The following is a 21,469-nucleotide window of genomic DNA, read 5'->3' as shown; positions in this document are numbered from 1 at the left end:
TCACATCTTGGCGCGCCGCCTCTGTCATGAGGGGATGATATCCATGATCATGATGCCGAGGCGCGCTGTGCGACGCCTGTTGCTCTCTATCGGTGCGACGCTTGCGAGCGCCTGGGCCGTGCCGGTGTCGGCCGGCCCGCTCACCTACGAGCAGGCAGTGAGGCTCGCTGCCGCCAACGCGCCAAGCCTCAAGGCGCGCGCGGCGGCGACAGCCGGCGCCCGCTCTTCGGCGGTCGCGGCCGATCGCCTGCCCGATCCGACGCTCGACCTGGGCCTGCAGAACTTCCCGGTGAGCGGCCCCAATGCCGGCAGCTTCACGCGCGACGATTTCACCATGGCGACGATCGGGTTCAGCCAGACCTTCCCCAATCTCGCCAAGCGCCATGCACGCGCCGCGCGCGCCGCGGCCGATATCGGTATCGCCGAGGCGGGCGAGCTGGTCGAAGGCCGCAACGTGCGGCTCGAGACCGCCCTCGCCTGGGTCGATCTCTATTATGGAGAACGCCGGCTCCGGCAGCTCGACCTGCTCGATGCCAGCCTCGACGACCTGCAGAAGACCGTGACCGCACGCCTGGCGTCGGGCAGCGCGCGCCCGAGCCAGGCGCTCGAGCCCGACCAGCTCCGCGCCGCCATCGCCGATCGCCGCGCCGAGATGGCTGCGGTGGTGGCGCAGGCGCGGGCCCGGCTCGCGCGCTATACCGGCGACCCCGACCCGCAGGCGACGGGCGACCCGCCGATGCTCGATGTCGATCCGATCCGGCTGCGGGCCGGGATCGATGCGCTTCCCGCCCTGCGCGCGCAGGACGCGCGGATCGCAGTCGCCGAAGCGGACGTGCGTCTCGCGCGCGCCGACAAGCGCCCCGACTGGAAGGTCGGCGTCACCTATGGCCGGCGCGATCCCATGTACGGCGACATGGCCTCGGTCGGCGTGTCGATCGACCTGCCGCTGTTCGCCGGCAAGCGCCAGAACCCCAGGATCGCTGCAAGCGAGAGCCTTGCGCAAGGGGGTCGGTTCGACCGCGAGGCGATCCGCCGCGAGCTGGTGGCGCAGCTCGACGCCGATCTCGCAGACCATGCCATGCATCTCTCCCGGTTGCGCAATGCCCGCGAGACGCTGGTGCCACTCGCCAGGCACCGCGCCGAGCTCGACCGCGACAGCTATGGCGCCGGCAAGCTCGACCTTGGCGCCGCGCTGCTCACGACGCTCGGGCTCGCGGAGGCCGAGGTCGAGGCGCTCAACCGCGAAGCCGACGTCGCGCGCGACGCGGTCCGCATCACTATCACCTATGGGGAGGAGCGGCCATGACGCTCGATAAATCCGCGCTGCGCTGGGGCGCATCGATCCTGGCTGTCGCGCTGCTGGCCGGCGGCACAGGCTATTGGGCTGGCCATCGCCAGGCACCGCAATCGGAGGCGACCACGCCCGCCGGGGCAGGCAAAGTCCTTTACTGGTACGATCCGATGTTCCCCAACCAGAAGTTCGACAAGCCCGGCAAGTCGCCCTTCATGGATATGCAGCTCGTGCCGCGATACGCGGACGGAGGAAGCGCCGGCGCGGCCCCCACGGTCGCCGTCGATCCCGCCGCGCGGCAGAGCCTGGGATTGCGGGTCGTCGCGGCGAAGATGGGCAGCCTTGCCTCGGCCCTCGAGGTCACCGGCACGATCGACTTCAACCAGCGCGACGTCGCCGTCATCCAGGCGCGTTCGGGCGGGTTCGTGAGCCGCGTCTATGCGCGAGCGCCCGGGGACGTGGTCCGCGCCGGCGCGCCGATCGCGGACCTGCTCCTGCCCGAATGGGGCGGCGCGCAGACCGAATATCTGAGCGTCAGGCGGCTCGGCAAGCCCGATCTCACCGCGGCCGCGCGCCAGCGGCTGCGGCTGATGGGCATGTCCGACGGCCTCATCGCCAGCGTCGAGCGGAGCGGTCGGCCGAACGGCGTGGTGACCATCACGACGCCGATCTCGGGCACGATCCAGACGCTCGACGCCCGTGCCGGCGTGACGCTCGCCATGGGCCAGACGCTCGCCCAGGTAAGCGGGCTCGGCACCGTCTGGCTCAATGCCGCGGTGCCCGAAGCGCGCGCGGGCGATGTCCGGGTCGGCCAGAATGCCAGCGCCACGCTGGCGAGCTTCCCCGGCGAGCGCTTCGCCGGCCGGGTGATCGCGATCCTGCCGACGACGCAGGCCGACAGCCGCACGCTCACCGTGCGGATCGAGCTGCCCAACCGGGACGGGCGGTTACGGCCGGGCATGTTCGCCAGCGTCGTGCTTGGCGGCGATGCCAAGCCGGCGCTGCTGGTGCCGAGCGAGGCGGTGATCCGCACGGGCAAGCGCACGCTCGTCATGCTCGCCGCAGGCGACGGGCGCTATCATCCCGCCGAGGTCCGCATCGGCCGCGAGGCGGGCGGTGAAACCGAGATCCTTGCCGGCCTGTCGCCCGGCGAGAAAGTCGTCGCCTCGGGGCAGTTCCTGATCGACTCCGAGGCGAGCCTGTCGGGAATCGAGGCGCGGCCGATCGGCGGCGGTGCGGCATCGGCGACCATCGCCGCGCCGAGGTCGAAAGCCACGCTGTACGAGACGACGGGCAAGATCGAGCGGCTCACGGCCAATGCGGTGACGCTCAGCCACGAACCGGTCCCCGCGCTCGACTGGCCCGCGATGACGATGACCTTCGCGCTCGCCGATCCGGGCATCGCGCGCGGCTTCAAGGCGGGCGACCGGGTTCGGTTCGGGTTCGACCGGCCCCCGGCGGGACCGACGCTGCGGCGTATGGCGAAGGTGGCGGGCCGATGATCGCCCATCTCATCCGCTGGTCGGTCAAGAACCGCTTCTTCGTTCTGATCGGCATGCTGGCGCTGGTCGGCGCGGGCCTCTGGGCGGTACGATCCACCCCGATCGACGCCCTCCCCGATCTGTCCGACGTGCAGGTCGTCATTCGTACCAGCTACCCGGGTCAGGCGCCGCAGATCGTCGAAAACCAGGTCACCTATCCGCTCACCACCACCATGCTGTCGGTGCCAGGCGCCAAGACGGTGCGCGGCTATTCCTTCTTCGGCGACAGCTTCGTCTATGTGATCTTCGAGGACGGCACCGATCTCTATTGGGCGCGCAGCCGCGTGCTCGAATATCTGAACCAGGTGCAGGGGCGCCTGCCGGCGAGCGCGCGCAGCGCGCTCGGGCCCGACGCGACCGGGGTTGGCTGGGTCTATGAATATGCGCTGGTCGACCGCACCGGCCGGCATGACCTGTCGCAGCTGCGCGGTCTGCAGGACTGGTTCCTGCGCTATGAGCTCAAGACCGTGACCGGCGTCGCCGAGGTCGCCAGCATCGGCGGCATGGTCAAGCAGTATCAGATACTGCTCGATCCGGTGAAGCTCGCGGCCTACGGGGTGACCCACGCCCAGGCGGTCGAGGCGATCCGGCAGGCCAATCAAGAAGCGGGCGGGTCGGTGCTCGAGCTGGCCGAAGCCGAATATATGGTGCGCGCCTCAGGCTATCTGAAGACGCTCGACGATTTCCGCGCGATCCCGCTGAAGACGGCGGCCGGCGGCGTGCCGATCCGCCTCGGCGACGTCGCCACGATCCAGATCGGCCCCGAGATGCGGCGCGGCATCGCCGAGCTGAACGGTGAAGGCGAGGTCGCAGGCGGGGTCGTGATCCTGCGCTCGGGCAAGAATGCGCGGGAGACGATCGCGGCGGTCAAGGACAAGCTCGCGGACCTCAAGAGGAGCCTGCCGCCGGGCGTCGAGGTGGTGACGGTCTATGACCGCTCGCAGCTGATCGACCGTGCTGTCGAGAACCTCACCCACAAGCTGGTCGAGGAGTTCGTCGTCGTGGCCCTGGTCTGTGCGCTCTTCCTCTGGCATGTCCGCTCGGCGCTCGTCGCGATCCTCACCCTTCCCTTGGGCGTGCTCGCCGCCTTCGTCGTGATGCGCTACCAGGGCGTCAACGCCAACATCATGTCGCTCGGCGGCATCGCCATCGCGATCGGTGCCATGGTCGATGCGGCCGTGGTCATGATCGAGAACGCCCACAAGAAGATCGAGCGCTGGGAGCAGGACCATCCGGGCACGCATCTCGACGGCGAGACGCGCTGGATCCTCGTCACCGAGGCGGCGGCCGAGGTCGGGCCGGCGCTGTTCTTCAGCCTGCTGATCATCACGCTGTCGTTCATCCCGGTGTTTACACTGGAGGCGCAGGAGGGCCGGCTGTTCGCGCCGCTCGCCTTCACCAAGACCTATGCGATGGCCGCCGCCGCGATCCTGTCGGTGACATTGGTGCCGATCCTGATGGGCTGGCTGATCCGGGGGCGGATCCCGCCTGAGCAGGCCAATCCGGTCAATCGCTGGCTGACCGATCTCTACCGGCCTGCGATCGACTGGACGATGAAGCGGCCCAAGACCGTGCTGCTGATCGCGGCTTTGGTGTTCGCGACCACGGCCTGGCCGCTCAGCCGGCTCGGCGGCGAATTCATGCCCAACCTCGACGAGGGCGACCTGCTCTACATGCCCTCGGCCCTGCCCGGTCTCTCGGCCGCCAAGGCGAGCGAACTGCTCCAGCAGACCGACCGGCTGATCAGGACGGTGCCCGAGGTCGAAAGCGTGTTCGGCAAGGCGGGGCGTGCCGAGACCGCGACCGACCCCGCCCCGCTCGAGATGTTCGAGACGACGATCCAGTTCAAGCCCCGCGACCAGTGGCGACCAGGCATGACGCCCGAGAAGCTGATCGACGAGCTCGATCGCCGGGTGAGGCTTCCGGGGCTCGCCAATATCTGGGTGCCGCCGATCCGCAACCGCATCGACATGCTCGCGACGGGCATCAAGAGCCCGATCGGGGTCAAGGTGTCGGGCAGTGATCTCGCCGAGCTCGACCGCATCGCCCATGATGTCGAGACCGTGGCCAGGACCGTGCCGGGCGTCAGCTCGGCGCTCGCCGAGCGGCTGACCGGCGGACGCTATGTCGATGTCGACATCGACCGCGCCGCCGCTGCGCGGTTCGGACTCAACATCGCCGACGTGCAGGCCATCGTCTCGGGCGCGATCGGCGGCGAGACGATCGGCGAGACGGTCGAGGGCCTCGCCCGCTATCCGATCAGCGTGCGCTATCCGCGCGAATTGCGCGACAGCCTCGACGGGCTGCGGGGGCTACCGATCCTGACGCCCGCGGGCCAGCAGATCACCCTCGGCACGGTCGCCAATGTCACGATCGCCGAAGGGCCGCCGATGCTCAAGACCGAGAATGCCCGGCCCTCGACCTGGGTCTATGTCGATGTGCGCGGGCGCGATCTCGCCTCGGTGGTTGGCGATCTGCAACGCGCGGTGGCGAGACAGGTTCGGCTCTCGCCGGGGGTCAGCATCGCCTATTCGGGCCAGTTCGAATATCTCGAGCGCGCGGTCGACCGCTTGAAGCTGGTCGTGCCCGCGACGCTGCTGATCATCTTCGTGCTGCTGTACCTCATCTTCGGCCGCTTCGACGAGGCGGCATTGATCATGGGCACGCTGCCGTTCGCGCTGACCGGCGGCATCTGGACGCTCTATCTGCTCGGGTTCAACCAGTCAGTCGCGACCGGGGTCGGGTTCATCGCGCTAGCCGGCGTCTCCGCCGAGTTCGGGGTGGTGATGCTGATCTATCTCAAGAATGCGCTGGCCGAGCGCACGGCTAATCCGGACGCCGCCGAGGTGAAGGCCGCGGTGCGCGAAGGCGCGCTGCTGCGCGTCCGGCCCAAGGCGATGACGGTCGCGGTGATCCTCGCCGGCCTGCTGCCGATCCTGCTGGGATCGGGCGCGGGCTCGGAGGTGATGAGCCGGATCGCGGCGCCGATGATCGGCGGCATGCTGAGCGCGCCGCTGCTGTCGATGTTCGTCCTGCCCGCCGCCTATCTGCTGCTGCGCCGGCCGAAGACCGACCCCATCCATCAACCCGCTTCATCATGAAGGAGACGATTATGAGACATGCACGACTGACCCTCGCCCTCGGCCTTGCCGTCCTGACCGCCGCGTGCGGCAAGAAGGGCGAGACCCCGGTTACAACCGAAACCAACCAGGCGGCGCCTGCCGCGACCATGAGCGGCGACATGGGCAACATGTCGATGGCGCCCGACGCGAACGCCGCAATCAAGGCCAAGGGCCATGGCACCGTCACCGCGATCGACAAGACGGCGGGCACGATCACGCTCAACCACGGCCCGATCCCCGAAGCCAAGTGGCCGGCGATGACGATGGCGTTCAAGGCGGCGCCCGCGATCACCGATGCGGTCAAGGTCGGCGACAAGGTCGATTTCGACCTCTCGCTCAAGGGCAGCGATGGCGAGGTCACCGCGATCACAAAGCAATGATCCGCTAAGTTCGACCAAAAGAAGCTGGTTGCGTCGCCGCTCCGGGGCGGCGACGCCCCTGCCGGCCGTCTGCCTGGCCGTGCGCCCGGTCTACGGATGCGATCGGCAACGCCCAACGCCAGCCGCGTTTCCCTGCGCGATCACAGGCAGTTTGAGCAAGCTTCGCGGATCGCACATTGAACGTGCAAGCCGCCCTTGCCCGCGATAGCCTGAGCGGCAAGGAGCCAGTTCAGGATGACCGAGCCAGTATGACCTTGTTACCCACGACACATCATGATCTCTTGAGCGAGCTTGTCCGTCGTTGGCGAGACGATCCGGGCGCCACCTATCGCTCCTGGTTTCTTTGGGACGAACGCCTGAAAAACTTCCGCTCCATCCGTCGGGGGCTGCAGCAGGTGGTCGTGGAAATCGAAAGTGGGCGGTTCGGCGTCGCCTATCGCGGCTCGTCACTGGAAACGGTTGTCCACTCGATCGCCGAACAGCGGCAGATCTTCAAGGGCGCCGACCATGCCTGGCTGTGGAAGCCCAAGCTGCGCATTCCCGACATTTACGAAAGCCCGGACAATCAGCGGGCGTTCGGTCGCCTGCTCGACAATTGCTCGTGCTGCGACACCGCCGAGGAGATCATCAGCCACATCCGCAGCATAGATGCGCTCAAGATCAAGGGGCTGGGTCCGGCGGCGGCCAACCTGCTCTATTTCCTTCACCCGACGCTGGTGCCGCCCTTCAATACCGCGATCGTCAAGGGCTACAACGCCGTCACCGGCGCCAAGGTGAAGCTTGGCTCATGGGATCATTTTCTCGCCATGCGCGCCGGCATCCTCGACCTCAACGACCGTTACCGCGAGTTGCTCTCCAACGATCTCGGCGCGATCGGCGGACTGTTGTTCGACATTGGCTCGGGCCGCTATCCCGCGCCACCGCTGGAGGATGACGCAACGGCGGCCGACGACTGGCTCGGCAGATTGGAACATGCCAGAGCGGAGGCAAGCCGGCTCGACAAGACAGCCGCCGCGCAGGGCGAAACCGATCGCACGCACGCCGAAATCCAGGCCTGGCTGCGCGACCTCGGCCATGCCCTCGGTTACGATGTGTGGATCGCCGCCAATGACCGCGGTCGACTTCACGCTGGCTGCCCGCTTGGACAGGGATGCCTCGAGCGCCTTCCAGACGCCATTGCGACCTCTCCCGGAGCGGACTCGATCCGCCTCATCGACGTGTTGTGGCTGGCGAAGGGTGGCGACGGCGTCGCCGCCGCGTTCGAGGTTGAACATTCGACCTCGATCTACTCGGGGATCGTGCGCATGCTCGATCTGGCGCTGTCGGGGAGCGATCTGCACGCTGCCGCCGGGCTATTCCTGGTCGCACCGAATGCGCGCGAGCAGGACGTTCGCGCGCAACTCCGTCGCCCGGCTTTCAGCCGTATTGCCGATCTCGACTTCGCCTATCTGCCCTATGGCGAGCTGGAGAGAAACAGGGACGCGATCGCTCGTTTTGGAACGGGATTGAAGGCCATCAAGGCGATCTCAAGCCCCCTTCCCTGAAAGGGGGCGTTTGCGGGAGGGGGCGGAATCCTACGCCAAGCTCGCCCAGATAGCCGGCGCGAGATCTTACTTGTTGCTGCCTTCTACGGTCGCGCCAGAAAGGCGACGGCTCAGTTCTATCCGGCGATGGCTACGCATTTTGAAGGTGTCTGGCCCAACGCGCCGATACTCAATGAAGCCGAGAGAACGCCAAAATCGCTCTGCCGCTTCATTCGCTTCCAGCACGGCCAACCGAATCTCTGTGGCACCTCTCGCAGCGGCCCAGCTTTCGACCGTCGAGTAAATTGAGCGTCCGACGCCACGACCACGCTGTGCGGCATCTACGATCATGAAGCCGAGATACCATGTGCCATCACGCGGATAATCGCGGAGGATGGCCGCGATTGCATATAGGCCGCCAGGCCCCTTCCATCCCAGGACAGCTTGATTGTGGGCGCTCTTTTCGGGCGGCACATCGGAGAAAAGCTCGCGAGCATCGTCCAGCGTGGGCGCGGCCCCGTCCTGCAACAGGAAATAGTCGCTGCAACGGTTGTACAGGTCTGCAACGTCTGCGGCGTCCGCTTGGGTAAGTTTGATCGGGGCTCCCGTCATCATCATCGCGTTTTGGCAGCAAGCACGCGCTGACCGTAATCCCGGAGTTCCCCGTTGGGACCGACATAGCGGTAGAGAGTGACGCGCTCGATCCCGAGTTCCTTGCAGAGGTCGGAAACGGACGTGTCGCGTTGGGCCATAGCAGCCTGAGCGAGCCGCACCTGGGCCTTGGAGAGGGCGAACTTGCGGCCACCCTTGCGTCCCCGCGCGCGGGCAGCGGCCAGGCCAGCCATGGTGCGCTCGCGGATCATATCCCGCTCAAACTCCGCCAGTGTGGCAAAAATGCCGAACACCATCCGGCCCGATGGCGTCGTGGTGTCGATCTGCGCGCCCTTGCCGGTGAGCACCCGCAGACCGATACCGCGATCCGACAGATTCTGCACCGTGCTGACCAGGTGGGTGAGCGTTCGGCCGAGCCGGTCGAGCTTCCAAACGATGAGGACATCGCCGTCGCGCAACGATTTCAGGCAGGCGGCAAGACCGGGGCGATCATCACGGCTACCGGATGCACGATCATCATAGATATTGCCTGGCTCGACACCGGCAGCGCGAAGGGCATCGTGCTGCAGGTCGAGCGACTGCGAGCCGTCGGCTTTGGACACGCGGGCGTAGCCGATCAGCATGGATCACAAACGAAGGTTTGAGGCGGTGACGAACATGAGCACATAAGATTGGGCTATTGTGTATCTTAACCAGCATCTCAATCAAGCTATCTCAAACCGTAGCTCGGAAAGAATAAGGAGCATGTATGCCGCGTCGCGTGACCCTGACCGATCGACAGCGCGAGGCGCTGCTTCACTTGCCGGTCGATCAAGGTGAGCTGCTGCGGCACTATACCCTCAGCGATGAGGATCTCGGGCATATCCGCCAGCGCCGGCGCGCCCACAATCGTTTTGGCTTCGCGCTGCAACTGTGCGTCCTGCGCTACCCGGGCCGGGTGCTCGCTCCTGGCGAGTTGATCCCGGCGCAGGTATCGGATTTCATCGCGGCCCAGCTCGGCCTGACCAGCGACGATCTACTCCTCTATGCCGCGCGCGAGGAGACCCGGCACGAGCATCTGGCGGACCTTCGCCGAATCTACGGCTATCGCTCCTTTTCGGGGCGGGGCGCACGGGATTTGCGCGAATGGATCGCTCGGGAAGCCGAGGCGGCGACATCGAATGAGGATCTTGCCCGTCGCTTCGTTGCGGAGTGTCGCCGCACCCGCACGATCCTTCCCGGCTCCTCGACGATCGAGCGCCTTTGCGCCGATGCGCTGGTTGAGGCCGAGCGCCGGATCGAGGATCTTATCGCCCATCGCATCACGCCAACCCTGAGCGAGAATTTGGCTCACCTGTTGGAGGATACGGTGGATGGTCGCGTCACGCGCTTCGTATGGCTGCGACAGTTCGAGGTTGGCGCAAATTCAGCAGCCGCTAACCGGCTGATGGATCGACTGGAATATCTTCAAAGGTTCGATCTTCCGGCGGATTTGCTGGACGGCGTGCCGGCGCATCGTGTGACCCGGCTTCGCCGGCAGGGCGAGCGCTATTACGCCGACGGCATGCGTGATCTGCCCGAAGACAGGCGGCTTGCGATCCTCGCTGTCTGCACCCTGGAATGGCGGTCATCGCTGGCCGATGTCATCGTGGAGACCCACGATCGCATCGTAGGCCGTCTCTATCGGGCCTCCGAACGCCTTTGCAACACCAGGATCGCCGACGAAAAGGCGGCCGTTCGGGACACGCTGAAGTCCTTTGCCGAAATCGGTGGTGCTTTGCTTGGAGCGCAGGACGATGGCACGGCCCTGGACGGGATAATCGCCACCGGGCCTGGCTGGGAACGGTTCAGAACCCTTGTCGCCACGGCCTCCGCGCTGACCAACGTGCTCGCGGCCGACCCGCTCAGCCGTGTGCTGGACGGCTATCACCGTTTCCGCCTCTACGCGCCCAGGATGCTGCGCCTGCTCGACATGCAGGCGGCGCCGATCGCCACGCCTCTTCTGGCGGCCGTTGCGATGCTGCGTAACGGGATCAAGGTCGATCCGCCGGTGGATTTTCTACGTCCCAACTCGAAATGGCATCGTCATCTTCGCGCTGAGCCCAGCGGCGACCACCGGCTTTGGGAAATCGCGGTGCTGTTCCACATCCGCGACGCCTTCCGGTCCGGTGACATATGGTTGGCGGGATCGCGCCGCTATGGCGACCTCAAGCAGCTTCTGGTCCCGCCACAGGCGATAGAGCAGACCGCGCGGCTCGCCGTGCCGCTGCGACCCGGCGAATGGCTGGCCGAGCGCAGGGCTCGACTGGATACACGGCTGAAGGAGTTTGGCCGCGCGGCGCGAACCGGCACGATCCCAGGCGGCATCATCGAGAACGGCAAGCTGCACATCGACAAGCTGAGGGCCGACACGCCCGAAGGGGCCGAGGATCTCGTGCTCGATCTCTATCAACAGCTCCCGCCCGCGAGGATCACCGATCTGTTGCTGGAAGTCGATGAGCGAACCGGATTTTCCGAGGCGTTCACGCATCTGCGCACCGGCGCGCCCTGCAGCGACCGGATCGGCCTGATGAACGTGTTGCTGGCGGAAGGCGTCAATCTCGGTTTGCGCAAGATGGCGGCGGCGACCAACACGCACAGCTTCTGGGAATTGCTGCGGATCGCGCGCTGGCATGTCGAAGGCAGCGCCTATGATCGGGCGCTCGCCATGATCGTGGAGGCCCACGCCGCCCTGCCCATGGCCGCCTTCTGGGGACAAGGGCAATCGGCATCCAGCGACGGGCAGTTCTTCCTTGCTAACGAGCAGGGCGAGGCGATGAATCTGATCAACGCGAAATATGGCAACGTCCCGGGCCTCAAGGGATACAGCCATGTGTCCGATCAATATGCGCCGTTCGCAACCCAGGTGATCCCGGCAACGGTCAGCGAGGCTCCCTATATCCTGGACGGGCTGCTCATGAATGACGCGGGCCGCCGCGTTCGCCAGCATTTTGCCGACACGGGCGGCTTCACCGATCATGTGTTCGCCGCCTGCGCCTTGCTCGGCTACAGGTTCGCCCCCCGTATCCGCGATCTCCCTCAGAAAAGACTCTATGCCTTCGCGCCCAACGCGACGCCGGCCAATGTGCGAGCGCTGGTCGGAGGTAAGATCAATGAACCGCTCATCGAGCGCAACTGGCCCGACATCCTGCGCATCATGGCGACGATCGCAGCGGGGATCGTCGCCCCCAGCCAGATTCTTCGCAAGCTCGCCTCTTACCCGCGCCAGAATGAGCTGGCCCTCGCATTGCGAGAGGTGGGCCGCATCGAGCGAACCCTGTTCATGATCGACTGGATTCTTGATGCCGGCCTCCAGCGCCAGGCTCAGATCGGCCTCAACAAGGGTGAGGCCCACCACGCCCTAAAGCGCGCCATCAGCTTCCACCGCCGAGGTGAAATCCGGGATCGATCCGGCGAAGGCCAGCACTATCGCATCGCCGGAATGAACCTGCTCGCCGCCATCATCATATTCTGGAACACCATGAAGCTCGGCGAGGTCGTCAATACCCGGGCCGCCAGCGGTACCCATATCGCGCCTGATCTACTCGCCCACGTCTCGCCGTTGGGATGGGAACACATCAATCTAACCGGGGAATATCGCTGGCCCAAATCCTTAGCGTAGGATTCCGCCCCCTCCCGCAAACGCCCCCTACGATTGAGAAGCGCGGCGGAATCTCTTAGATTGATCGCTGGAGGCTTTGTTCGCGGAGACGCGCACATTGCCTTCTTTTCGTTTTAGGAAGCGCTGCCCTAAGCGACAGAAGCCAGAGCTTTGACAATGCGGCATTCCGCGATGGAGCCGACCATGTATCTTGATCCTATCGGTGCAGACACGCGATGATGGCGGTCACGACGGCGGTGGTTTCCGCGACGTCGCGCACCCTCACTGTGTCGAGGCCGATTTCAGCAGCGGGATAGTCATTCCCACCGGGGAATATCGCATCCCCAATGAACAGCATCCCGTCGAGCGGGACACCGCTCTCGGCACTCAGGCGCTTCAGGCCATAGCCCTTGTCGATCCCTGCTCTGGTCACGTCGATCGATGTCGTGCCACCGAGATTGATCGAGAGCTCCGGCAGCTTCGCGCGCAACGTGGCCTGCAACGCGGTCCTCTTCTTTCGGTCAGGATCCCACGCTTCCTTTTCCTTCAGCGGCGCTGCCTGCCCCAGGCCCGAAAAGGTGATCTGGCTGCCCCGGTCCTCGATCCGTTCGCCCCAGATACGTTCGTCGGCGAGACCGGCATCGGTCAGCGCCTGATCGAAGGCCGTGCGGATCTTCGCCTTCTCCGCGTCGTCGAACAGTTCGGCATAGACCGCGCGCCAAGCGCCATTGATGAACCGATAGAGTTTCGTGCCTGTGGTCGGCATCAACCAGAGACGGTCGAGCGCGACGCCGGCAGGAAGGCGCGAGGCGATCTGCTTTTCGAACTGCGGCCAGTCCCCGCCCGAGATCACCGCCACATCCGTGATGGCGAGCAATCGGGCGAGGATTGCGGCCATATCCTCCGATAACGGCCGCTTGCTCTCGGCAAGCGTGCCGTCGAGGTCGAAGGCGATCAGCCACTTCATGCCGCCTTCCCTGCCGGATCGCGGTAGGCGAGCAGCCTGAGCGCATTGATGACGACGAGCAGCGTCGATCCCTCATGAACCGCCACCGCTGGCCCAATGCCGAGGCCGAGGATGGTAGCAGGCACCAGGAAGGCGACGACACCCAGGCTGACGAAGACGTTCTGCCGGATGATTCCACGGGTATGGCGGCTAAGACCGACTGCGAATGGCAGGTGCGCCAGATCGTCGGCCATCAGCGCCACGTCGGCTGTCTCCAGCGCAACGTCCGACCCCGCCGCGCCCATCGCGATGCCGACCGTGGCGCTTGCCATCGCCGGCGCATCGTTCACGCCGTCGCCCACCATCGCGACCTTGTCTTCGCCGGCGAGCTTCTTGATCGCGGCAACCTTGTCTTCGGGCATGAGGTCGCCCCACGCTTCGTCGATCCCGACTTCGTCGGCGATCGCTTCGGCGACTTTCTGGTGATCGCCGGAGATCATTATCATCCGCGACACGCCCATCTCGTGCAGCCGACGCAACGCGGTCTTGGCAGCTTCGCGAGGCGTGTCCATCAGGCCGATCGCGCCCAGGTCGCGGTCCCCCTTGCGGACCACCATTGTCGTGCGGCCGTTCTCGCGCAGCTTCGCGATTGCGTCCTGCGCGCCCTGCCCCAGCGCCGGAATGCCCTCACTTCCGAACATCTCGGCCTTGCCGATCCACACCGTCTCGCCATCCACGCTCGCGGTGACGCCCCGACCGGTCAGGCTCTTGAGGTCGCCGGCAGTCGGCACGGCACGATCGTTCAGACGTTCGCGGCCGTCCTTGACGATCGCTTGGGCCAGGGGATGGTCGCTCAACGCTTCGACGGCGACAGCCAGCGCCAGCAACTCGCCTTCATCGGCGCCATCGACGGGCACGACATCAGTGATGCGCGGACGACCTTCGGTCAGCGTGCCCGTCTTGTCGAAAGCGATCGCTTTGAGCGACCCGAGGTTTTCGAGCGGTGCACCGCCCTTCACGAGCACGCCGCCCCGCGCTGCACGGGCAACGCCCGACAGGACCGCGCTCGGCGTTGCGATCGCGAGCGCGCACGGGCTTGCCGCCACCAGCACCGCCATCGCGCGATAGAAGCTGTCGCGGAACGGCTCGTCGACGACCACCCATGCGAACAGCAGGAGCACTGACAGGACCAGGACGGCGGGCACGAAGATCCGTTCGAACCGGTCGGTGAAGCGCTGCGTCGGCGACTTCTGCGTCTCCGCTTCGCTCACCATCTTCACGACCTTGGCAAGCGCGCTTTCATTGGAACGGCGTGTCACCTCGATCTCGATCGCGCCGCCGCCGTTGATCGTACCAGCAAAAACCCGGCTTTCCGCGTCGACTGCATCGGGCTTGGCGCGTGCCGCTGCGGCATCTGCGACCGGCACCTTGTCGACCGGGATGCTTTCACCCGTGACCGGGGCCTGGTTGATCGCGCTGGTGCCCTTGATGACGAAGCCGTCGGCAGGCAGGCGCTCGTTCGGGCGGACGATGGCAATGTCCCCGACGACCATCTGCTCGACCGGGATTTCGCTGGTCTGCCCGCCGCGTCGCACGGTCGCGGTTTCGGGCGCGAGCTTCGCCAGCGCCTCGATCGCCTTCTTGGCGCGGCCCATTGCATAATGCTCAAGCGCATGGCCGAGGCTGAACAGGAACAGCAGCAGCGCACCTTCGGCCCATGCGCCCAGCGCAGCGGCGCCGGCCGCAGCGACCAACATCAGCGTGTCGATCTCGAACTTCTTCATCCGGAGGTTGTCGATCGCCTCGCGCAGCGTGAAGAATCCGCCGAAGAAATAGGCTGCGATATAGCAGGCGGTCGGCAGCCATTCGGGCGCGCCAGCGACCAGCCTCTCGATCGCGTAGCCGATCCCCAGCAGCGCGCCACAGGCGAGCGCGAAGATCAGCTCGGTATTGGGGCCGAGAAATTCGGCGTGGCTATGGTCGTGGCCATCGCCGGGGCCGTGCTTCTCTTCGCCCGCGCCGTGGCCCCCGGGGCCGTGGTCGTGGCCGGCATGTTCATCGGCAGCGACCCGCTTGCCCACCCTCACCTTCAGCTTGCGAAGCGCAGCGCGCACCTCCTCTTCGGTGGTTTCGCGGCGATCATATTCGACCCGGACAGACCCGCTGGTGCTGGCGCTTGCCTGGACCACGCCGGGCAAGGCGCACAGCGCATCGCTGACCGTGCGCGCCCGACGTTCGTGGTTGATCCCCGTCACCTGCCAGATCGCATGGCCGTAGCGCTCGGTGATTTCGGCACCTGCGGCGCGCACCATTTCGCGCAACCGTGGCAGCGGCAGCTTGGCGGCATCGAAATGGATGCACAGCGCCGCTGGCGTGTTGCCGTCGAGACAGATCACATGCGCCCGCTCGACACCTTCGCGCTTTGACAGGGTTGATACGAGACGGTCCAGGCAGGCATCGGCCGCGTCAGGAAGGTCCGGCAACAACACTGGAATGTCGAGTTCGAGCTTGTCGTTCATGACGACCTCCTTTCGCTTTTCTTGGTTTCGGCGCGCGCGTCGCGCAGGATTTCGACACCGCCCTTGATGGCGATGATGGCGGTGGCGAAGCCGACCAGCAGGTCCGGCCAATTGGTACCCAACCACAGCACCAGCACGCCGGCGATCAGGATGCCGCCGTTGGAAATGAAGTCGTTGAAGCTGAAGGTGGTTGCGGCCCGGAGATTGACGTCCGGATCCTTGAGGCGCTGGAGCAGCCGCAGGCAGAGGTAATTCACGACGCCGGCGATCGCGGACATGACCATCATGGTAGGTCCGATGGGCTCGCTGCCCTGCACGTAGCGCCGTCCGACATCGATCAAGATGCCGCCCGCGAAGATCAGCAGCATGACGCCCGAAGCGACCGCGGCGCGTGTCTTCCATGTCTGGCCCCGGGTGAGCGCCACAAGGCTCAGCGCATACACAGCCGTATCGGACAGGTTGTCGACGCCGTTGGCGATCAGCGCGCTCGAGTCCGCGAAGAAGCCGGAAACGAAGAAGCCCGCAGCGATCGCCGCGTTCAGCAGCAGGACGATCCACAGTGTGCGGCGCTCCTGCCCGCCATTGTTGTCGTTGCCCGGGATCATCCCATCATCTCCTCAAGTGTCAGCAGGGCCAGGAAGCCGACGAAAAACATCGAGCTGATGAGCGGGGTGTCGGGTTTCTCGTGCGCCTCGACCAGCAACTCCTCCGTGACGAGGTAGAGCAGCGCCATCAGCCCGAAGCTGAGGAAGCCGGCGATCATCACCGGCGACAGCGCGGCGACCGGCACGGCAGCGAGCGCGCCGATCGGCAGCAGCAGGGCCAATGCCGAGACGATCACGATGATGCGCAAGCGCGAGCGATAGGTTTCCGCCAGCTCGTCGGTCAGCGTCAGTCCCAGAAATAACACTTCCAGAGTGAGCGCGATCGTCAGCAGGAGACCTGCCTTCTCGCCCGCCACGAAAGCGAGGCCGAGCACCAGGCCGTCGACCAGAATGTCGATGCCGATCGCGGCGAGTAGCGCCATCGGCCCCTTGAAGCGGGCCTCAAGAGCCTTGAGCCCCAGCATGGTCGCGACGCCCGCCGCCCCGCCGATCAACGTCGCGCTGGGCGATGCCTCATGCTTGACCTGCGGCAGGATTTCGGTCGCTGCCGCCGCGAACACGACGCCGGCAGCGAGATGCTGTAGGCCCGCCACGAGGCCAGGTTTCAACTTGGTGCGGCTCGCGACAATCGCGCCGAGCACGACCGCCAGCACAGGCGCAAGCGTATAGAGCAGTGCCTGCATTTCCTAGGACTCCTCCGGGGTTCGGTGGCAGACGCGGATCTTCCCGCGTCGCGTGAACGCGATCGATCCGCCCGCCACGACAGCCCGCGAATGGTCGCCGCGAAACTCGTCACCGGTTCGCTGCGCGCGCAGGATCTCGGTCCTGCCCTTCGGCAGCCAGGTGACGGCCATTTTCAAGCCTTCATCGATGAAGTCGACATCGGCGCGTGTGCCGTCGTCGCAGTACATGATGCGCTGCGCGATTAGTTTCGACGTCAGATGCTTTTCATGCGCCGGCTCGGTAGGCTGGGTCGGCGCTGGATTACACGCCCCTATAACCGCCCCGGAGACGAGAACGACGCCGAGGCGCGCGATCGCCAGACCGGCCCGATTCAGGCCGCACAAGGTTGTCACATTTGAAATCGACGTGTCAGACATCGGTCTCTTCCGACGAAGCGCCCTGTGGCGTTCGAAGGCAGGGCAGTTCATCGCGTGCCTTCCTGCTCGCAGATCCGGGTACGGCCATCGCCTTCCACGATGGTGAGCTGCGACCCCTTGAAGGTCGCGGTGGCTGTTTCGCCGACATATTGCAGGCCCTGCGCTGGCGCGGTCAGCATCATCGGCGGTCCCCCGTTGGAGCGCCGCAAATCGATCTGCAGGCCGTTGTCCTTGTAATCGACGAACAGCGGTTCCCCGTCGGAACAGCGATATCTATGCCGCCCCATTTCCCCGGTCGTCACGGCGCTGTCGGACGAATGGATCTGCTGCTCCGTTGGCGGGGCTGGCGGCTTTCTTTCCGAGCACGCCGCGAGCCCGACAACGAGGATGACGGCGGGCAGCACCCGCTTACAGTGCATCATCATCGCGCCTTCCTCCTGTAGCGGAAGGGGACGCGCTGACGATTGATAGCCCGGGCAGGCTGACCTACCCGCCAGCGGAGATAGGTTGCGAGGCGATCGTCAGATTCGACCATCAGGGATCGCAGGCGGCGCAACATCATCGCCGCGAACGGCAGGGAGAGCGCCCCGCGCAGCGTGCAGCTATGCGTTAGCCTGGTGCCGCCATCGTCCCCCGCCAGCTCGTACCGCTCTTCGAGCGTGAACAGATAGGGGATGCCGCAGGACCAAGCGAAGGCGTGCGGTTTATCGAATCGATCAATCCGTGCTGGCGTCCGAATTGGCCGGGTGATGCCCTGGATCGCAAAGGTGCATTCTGTGTCGCCGAGCCGGGACGGATCATCGAGAAATACGAGCGGACTCCACGCCCGGCGATGATCCGGATCGGTGAGTGCCGACCAGATGCGCAGTGGCCCGCCGTGAAGCATCGAGCTGGTTATGGTGCGAGGCATATCCCCATCTCCCAGAGATGGGCGGGGCGATCGCGGATCGCCCCGCCCATCCATCAGGCCAAGTTGTTCACGAAGGTCTGACCGTGGTCGTCCCCTTCATGCTCCTCATTGTAGTGCTCGGGTTTCTCGATCACTTTCTGCCCGAACCGGGCATAGAGTGTCGGCAGCACGAACAGCGTAAGAAGCGTCGCCGAGATCAGACCGCCGATGACGACCGTCGCCAAAGGCTTTTGAACCTCTGCGCCGGCGCCTTCGCCCAGCGCCATCGGCACGAAGCCGAGGCTGGCGACTAGCGCGGTCATGATGACGGGTCGCAGACGCTGCATCGCGCCAACATGCGCGGCTTCCTCGCGGCTCATCCCTGATCGGATCAGATCTTGGATCGAGCTGACCATGACGAGGCCGTTGAGGACCGCGATGCCCGAGAGGGCGATGAAGCCCACTGCCGCCGAGATCGAGAAGTCCATGCCCCGCAGGAACAGCAACAGGACGCCGCCCACCAGCGCGAAAGGCACGCCGGTGAACACGATCGCGGCGTCGCGGACCGATCCCAACGCCCCGTAGAGGAGCAGCAGGATCAAGATGAAGCAAGCCGGAATGACCAGCTTCAGCCGTTCGCTTGCCGATTGGAGGTTCTCGAACTGGCCGCCCCATTCGAGATAGGTGCCGGCAGGCAGCCGGAGTTGGCTGCCGATCGCCGCCTGCGCATCCGCCACGACGGATCCGACGTCGCGGCCACGCACGTTGGCTTGCACCACCACGCGCCGCTTGCCGTTCTCGCGGCTGATCTGGTTCGGACCATCGACCACCTTGATCTCGGCGACGCTGGACAGCGGTACATAGCCGCCGCCTGCCACCGGCACCTGCACCTGTTGGAGCAGGCCGATGTCGGCACGCTGCGCCTCCGACAGGCGGATCACCACGGGGAAGCGACGGTCGCCCTCGAAGATCTGGCCCGATGTTCGCCCGCCGATCGTCGCAGTCACGGTGTCCTGCACATCCTGAGCCGTAACGCCCAACCGCGCCATCGCGTCGCGGTTGACGCGAATGTCGAGCATGGGAAGACCGGTCGTCTGCTCCACCTTCACGTCCGCTGCGCCTTGCGTTCTGCGCAGCACCGCCGCGATTTGCTCGGCCGTCCGGTTCATCTGGTTGAAGTCGTCCCCGAACACCTTCACCGCGATGTCGCCGCGCACGCCGGCGATCAGCTCGTTGAAGCGCATCTGGATGGGCTGGGTGATCTCGTAGGCATTTCCCGGAATCTTCGCGAGATTACCCTCGATCCGGCTGACCAGCTCCTCCTTGGGAAGCTCAGGATCCGGCCAATCCTTGCGCGGCTTCAGGATGACGAACATGTCGGTCGCGTTCGGCGGCATCGGGTCGGCCGCCAGCTCGGCGGTGCCCGTCTTGGAATAGACGAATTGCACCTCCGGCTGCTTCGACATCATCCGCTCGATCGGCACCTGCATCGCCTGGCTCTGCTGGACCGACGTTGCCGGAATGCGGAGCGACTGGATCAGCAAATCGCCTTCGTCGAGCTGCGGCAGGAACACCGAGCCGAGCGTAGTGAAAGCAAGCGCCGCCACCACAAGGCTTCCCACACCCGCACCGATCGTCAGCGTCGGGCGCTTCATGGCCCGGTCGAGACCGGGTTCGTAGCGCTTCTTCAGCCACGTGATGATGCGGCCGTCCTTCTCCTCGACCTTCTTCGACAGCCAGATCGCAATCATCGCCGGCACGAAGGTGAGAGAGAGGATGAAGGCGAAGGCGAGCGCGATGATGACGGTCAGCGCCATCGGTCCGAACGTTTTACCCTCCACGCCGGTCAGCGTGAGCAGCGGTACGTAGACGAGGATGATGATTGCCTGCCCGTACACAGAGGGACGGATCATCTCACGCGCAGCGGCTGCCACGGTCGCGAGCCGTTCCTTGACGCTGAGCAATCGGCCTTCATGATGCTGTTGCTCGGCAAGCCGGCGCAGCGCGTTTTCGACAATGATGACGGCGCCGTCGACGATCAGACCGAAGTCCAAAGCCCCAAGGCTCATCAGATTGGCCGAGACCCCAGCGCGCAGCATACCAAAGCCTGTCAGCATCATGGTGATCGGGATGACCAACGCCGCGATCAGGGCCGCACGGAAGTTGCCGAGCAGCAGGAAGAGCACGACGATGACCAGCACCGCGCCTTCGGACAGGTTTTTCGCGACCGTCTTGATCGTCGAATTGACCAGCTCGGTGCGGTTCAGCACCGGCTGAATTACGACGTCAGGAGGCAGCGAAGCGTTGATCGTCTTCAGTTTCTCAGCGACCGCGGTCGACACGATGCGGCTGTTCTCGCCGATCCGCATGATCGCCGTGCCGACGACGACTTCGGTACCGTTCTCCGATGCCGAACCCATGCGGATCGCCTGACCCGTCTTCACAGTCGCAACTTGTTCGACCGTGATCGGCACGCCGTTACGTGTCGCGATCACGGTCCTGGCCAACTCGCTGGCATTGCGAACGAGCGCATCCGAGCGAACAGCCAGACCTTCGCCATTGCGATTGACGAAGCCACCGCCGACGCTGGTGTTATTGCGCTCCAGCGCATTTCCCAGGTCCGTCAGCGTGATGCCGAGCGAGGCCAGCTTCTGCACGTCGGGCACGACGAGGAACTGCTTGGCGTAACCGCCAATCGAGTCGACACCGGCGAGGCCCGGTGTGGTCTTCAGAAGCGGCGTCACGATCCAGTCCTGCGCGGTGCGCAGGTAGGTCGCCTTGTCCTCTTCGGTCGTCAGTCGCTCGCCCTCTGGCGTGATGTAGCTGCCATCGGGCTGTTGGCCCGGTTCACCGGGCTTGTGCTTGTCGTCCTCGCGATGATCGAGACGAACGGTGTACATGTACACCTCGCCCAGGCCTGTCGCGATCGGACCCATTTCAGGGTTCACGCCGTCGGGCAGATTCTCTTGCACGCCCCGCAGACGCTCGCCCACCTGCTGGCGGGCGAAATAGATGTCCGTCGCGTCCGAAAAGACCGCCGTGATCTGCGCGAAGCCGTTGCGGCTCAACGAGCGCGTATATTCCAGGCCGGGGGTGCCGGCGAGCGCGGTTTCGATTGGAAACGACACCTGCTTCTCGACCAGCTCGGGCGAGAGGGCAGGCGCGCGGACGTTGATCTGGACCTGATTGTTGGTGATGTCCGGCACCGCGTCGATCGGTAGCCGGTAGAGGGAAAAGGCGCCGATGGCGGCGACGATGACGGTGAGGAGCAGGACTAGCCAGCGCTTCTCGACCGCCCAGGTTACGATACGGGCGATCATGG

The 21,469-nt window shown here is 65.4% G+C and carries 16 protein-coding genes; 6 read left to right on the top strand and 10 right to left on the bottom strand.

The features are described 5' to 3' along the window. Window positions 1-43: 43 nt before the first annotated feature. The 5 genes from EGM87_RS23455 (at window position 44) to EGM87_RS23435 (ending at window position 7,878) form a co-directional block, all read left to right on the top strand. Window positions 44-1,306 carry a TolC family protein gene (locus EGM87_RS23455; RefSeq protein WP_013039107.1) on the top strand — a complete coding sequence of 421 codons (1,263 nt, stop codon included), beginning with the start codon at window positions 44-46 and terminating at the stop codon, window positions 1,304-1,306. Beyond that, window positions 1,303-2,793 (top strand): efflux RND transporter periplasmic adaptor subunit, encoded by a 1,491-nt coding sequence (locus tag EGM87_RS23450; protein WP_021243085.1) that lies wholly within the window; start codon window positions 1,303-1,305, stop codon window positions 2,791-2,793. Before EGM87_RS23455 ends, EGM87_RS23450 begins: the two co-directional genes overlap by 4 nt. Further along, on the top strand, window positions 2,790-5,933 hold the full coding sequence (locus EGM87_RS23445; protein WP_025549154.1) for an efflux RND transporter permease subunit: 3,144 nt from the start codon (window positions 2,790-2,792) through the stop codon (window positions 5,931-5,933). The genes EGM87_RS23450 and EGM87_RS23445 overlap by 4 nt, the downstream gene beginning before the upstream one ends. 11 nt (window positions 5,934-5,944) lie before the next feature. Continuing rightward, entirely contained in the window at window positions 5,945-6,334 is a 390-nt protein-coding gene (locus EGM87_RS23440; protein WP_021245555.1) for a copper-binding protein, read from the top strand. A 248-nt stretch (window positions 6,335-6,582) separates the two neighbouring features. Continuing rightward, window positions 6,583-7,878: a type II restriction enzyme NmeDI-related protein gene (locus tag EGM87_RS23435; protein ID WP_021247421.1), complete on the top strand. Its 1,296-nt coding sequence runs from the start codon at window positions 6,583-6,585 to the stop codon at window positions 7,876-7,878. Between the two features lie 66 nt (window positions 7,879-7,944). Here EGM87_RS23435 and EGM87_RS23430 read toward each other — a convergent pair whose 3' ends face one another. Beyond that, the gene (locus EGM87_RS23430) at window positions 7,945-8,475 is read right to left on the bottom strand and encodes a GNAT family N-acetyltransferase (RefSeq protein WP_007686150.1); all 531 of its coding nucleotides are present in this window, start codon (window positions 8,473-8,475) and stop codon (window positions 7,945-7,947) included. Further along, on the bottom strand, window positions 8,472-9,092 hold the full coding sequence (locus tag EGM87_RS23425; RefSeq protein WP_008832583.1) for a recombinase family protein: 621 nt from the start codon (window positions 9,090-9,092) through the stop codon (window positions 8,472-8,474). Before EGM87_RS23425 ends, EGM87_RS23430 begins: the two co-directional genes overlap by 4 nt. Window positions 9,093-9,217: 125 nt before the next feature. Between EGM87_RS23425 and EGM87_RS23420 the strand changes: the two genes are divergently transcribed. Continuing rightward, window positions 9,218-12,109, top strand: a complete 2,892-nt coding sequence (locus EGM87_RS23420; protein ID WP_137710516.1) for a Tn3 family transposase — start codon at window positions 9,218-9,220, stop codon at window positions 12,107-12,109. 196 nt (window positions 12,110-12,305) lie between these two features. On the opposite strand, the gene EGM87_RS23415 is transcribed toward EGM87_RS23420, so the two are convergent. Genes EGM87_RS23415 through EGM87_RS23380 form a run of 8 tightly spaced genes read right to left on the bottom strand, consistent with a single transcriptional unit; the run spans window position 12,306 to window position 21,467 of the window. Then, window positions 12,306-13,055 (bottom strand): HAD-IIB family hydrolase, encoded by a 750-nt coding sequence (locus EGM87_RS23415; RefSeq protein ID WP_004212890.1) that lies wholly within the window; start codon window positions 13,053-13,055, stop codon window positions 12,306-12,308. Next, window positions 13,052-15,553 (bottom strand): heavy metal translocating P-type ATPase, encoded by a 2,502-nt coding sequence (locus EGM87_RS23410; protein ID WP_004212886.1) that lies wholly within the window; start codon window positions 15,551-15,553, stop codon window positions 13,052-13,054. The genes EGM87_RS23415 and EGM87_RS23410 overlap by 4 nt, the downstream gene beginning before the upstream one ends. Next, on the bottom strand, window positions 15,550-16,158 hold the full coding sequence (locus tag EGM87_RS23405; RefSeq protein ID WP_004212885.1) for a cation efflux transmembrane domain-containing protein: 609 nt from the start codon (window positions 16,156-16,158) through the stop codon (window positions 15,550-15,552). Before EGM87_RS23405 ends, EGM87_RS23410 begins: the two co-directional genes overlap by 4 nt. After that, a complete protein-coding gene (locus EGM87_RS23400) occupies window positions 16,155-16,841 on the bottom strand; it encodes a ZIP family metal transporter (RefSeq protein ID WP_004212882.1) in 687 nt (228 codons plus the stop codon). The genes EGM87_RS23405 and EGM87_RS23400 overlap by 4 nt, the downstream gene beginning before the upstream one ends. A gap of 3 nt (window positions 16,842-16,844) precedes the next feature. Beyond that, the gene (locus EGM87_RS23395) at window positions 16,845-17,258 is read right to left on the bottom strand and encodes a hypothetical protein (RefSeq protein ID WP_017183574.1); all 414 of its coding nucleotides are present in this window, start codon (window positions 17,256-17,258) and stop codon (window positions 16,845-16,847) included. Window positions 17,259-17,305: 47 nt separating this feature from the next. Beyond that, entirely contained in the window at window positions 17,306-17,683 is a 378-nt protein-coding gene (locus tag EGM87_RS23390) for a hypothetical protein (protein ID WP_021238674.1), read from the bottom strand. Continuing rightward, window positions 17,680-18,168 carry an SRPBCC domain-containing protein gene (locus EGM87_RS23385; RefSeq protein WP_004212879.1) on the bottom strand — a complete coding sequence of 163 codons (489 nt, stop codon included), beginning with the start codon at window positions 18,166-18,168 and terminating at the stop codon, window positions 17,680-17,682. Before EGM87_RS23385 ends, EGM87_RS23390 begins: the two co-directional genes overlap by 4 nt. Window positions 18,169-18,221: 53 nt before the next feature. After that, window positions 18,222-21,467, bottom strand: a complete 3,246-nt coding sequence (locus EGM87_RS23380) for an efflux RND transporter permease subunit (RefSeq protein ID WP_004212878.1) — start codon at window positions 21,465-21,467, stop codon at window positions 18,222-18,224. Between the last annotated feature and the right edge of the window lie 2 nt (window positions 21,468-21,469).

The sequence above is a fragment of the Sphingobium sp. RSMS genome (genome assembly GCF_005406185.4).
Classification (GTDB): domain Bacteria; phylum Pseudomonadota; class Alphaproteobacteria; order Sphingomonadales; family Sphingomonadaceae; genus Sphingobium; species Sphingobium fuliginis.
The sequence above is the reverse complement of the archived record's forward strand: the minus strand, read 5'-3'. Positions and strand labels throughout refer to the sequence as shown.

What these genes read in the sequence shown, in the direction of transcription:
- EGM87_RS23425 (WP_008832583.1), bottom strand. Translation starts at nt 9,092, where the DNA reads ATGCTGATCGGCTACGCCCGCGTGTCCAAAGCCGACGGCTCGCAGTCG.
- EGM87_RS23405 (WP_004212885.1), bottom strand. Translation starts at nt 16,158, where the DNA reads ATGATCCCGGGCAACGACAACAATGGCGGGCAGGAGCGCCGCACACTG.
- EGM87_RS23420 (WP_137710516.1), top strand. Translation starts at nt 9,218, where the DNA reads ATGCCGCGTCGCGTGACCCTGACCGATCGACAGCGCGAGGCGCTGCTT.
- EGM87_RS23445 (WP_025549154.1), top strand. Translation starts at nt 2,790, where the DNA reads ATGATCGCCCATCTCATCCGCTGGTCGGTCAAGAACCGCTTCTTCGTT.
- EGM87_RS23450 (WP_021243085.1), top strand. Translation starts at nt 1,303, where the DNA reads ATGACGCTCGATAAATCCGCGCTGCGCTGGGGCGCATCGATCCTGGCT.
- EGM87_RS23385 (WP_004212879.1), bottom strand. Translation starts at nt 18,168, where the DNA reads ATGCCTCGCACCATAACCAGCTCGATGCTTCACGGCGGGCCACTGCGC.
- EGM87_RS23395 (WP_017183574.1), bottom strand. Translation starts at nt 17,258, where the DNA reads ATGTCTGACACGTCGATTTCAAATGTGACAACCTTGTGCGGCCTGAAT.
- EGM87_RS23410 (WP_004212886.1), bottom strand. Translation starts at nt 15,553, where the DNA reads ATGAACGACAAGCTCGAACTCGACATTCCAGTGTTGTTGCCGGACCTT.
- EGM87_RS23380 (WP_004212878.1), bottom strand. Translation starts at nt 21,467, where the DNA reads ATGATCGCCCGTATCGTAACCTGGGCGGTCGAGAAGCGCTGGCTAGTC.
- EGM87_RS23430 (WP_007686150.1), bottom strand. Translation starts at nt 8,475, where the DNA reads ATGATGATGACGGGAGCCCCGATCAAACTTACCCAAGCGGACGCCGCA.
- EGM87_RS23440 (WP_021245555.1), top strand. Translation starts at nt 5,945, where the DNA reads ATGAGACATGCACGACTGACCCTCGCCCTCGGCCTTGCCGTCCTGACC.
- EGM87_RS23455 (WP_013039107.1), top strand. Translation starts at nt 44, where the DNA reads ATGATCATGATGCCGAGGCGCGCTGTGCGACGCCTGTTGCTCTCTATC.
- EGM87_RS23400 (WP_004212882.1), bottom strand. Translation starts at nt 16,841, where the DNA reads ATGCAGGCACTGCTCTATACGCTTGCGCCTGTGCTGGCGGTCGTGCTC.
- EGM87_RS23390 (WP_021238674.1), bottom strand. Translation starts at nt 17,683, where the DNA reads ATGATGATGCACTGTAAGCGGGTGCTGCCCGCCGTCATCCTCGTTGTC.
- EGM87_RS23435 (WP_021247421.1), top strand. Translation starts at nt 6,583, where the DNA reads ATGACCTTGTTACCCACGACACATCATGATCTCTTGAGCGAGCTTGTC.
- EGM87_RS23415 (WP_004212890.1), bottom strand. Translation starts at nt 13,055, where the DNA reads ATGAAGTGGCTGATCGCCTTCGACCTCGACGGCACGCTTGCCGAGAGC.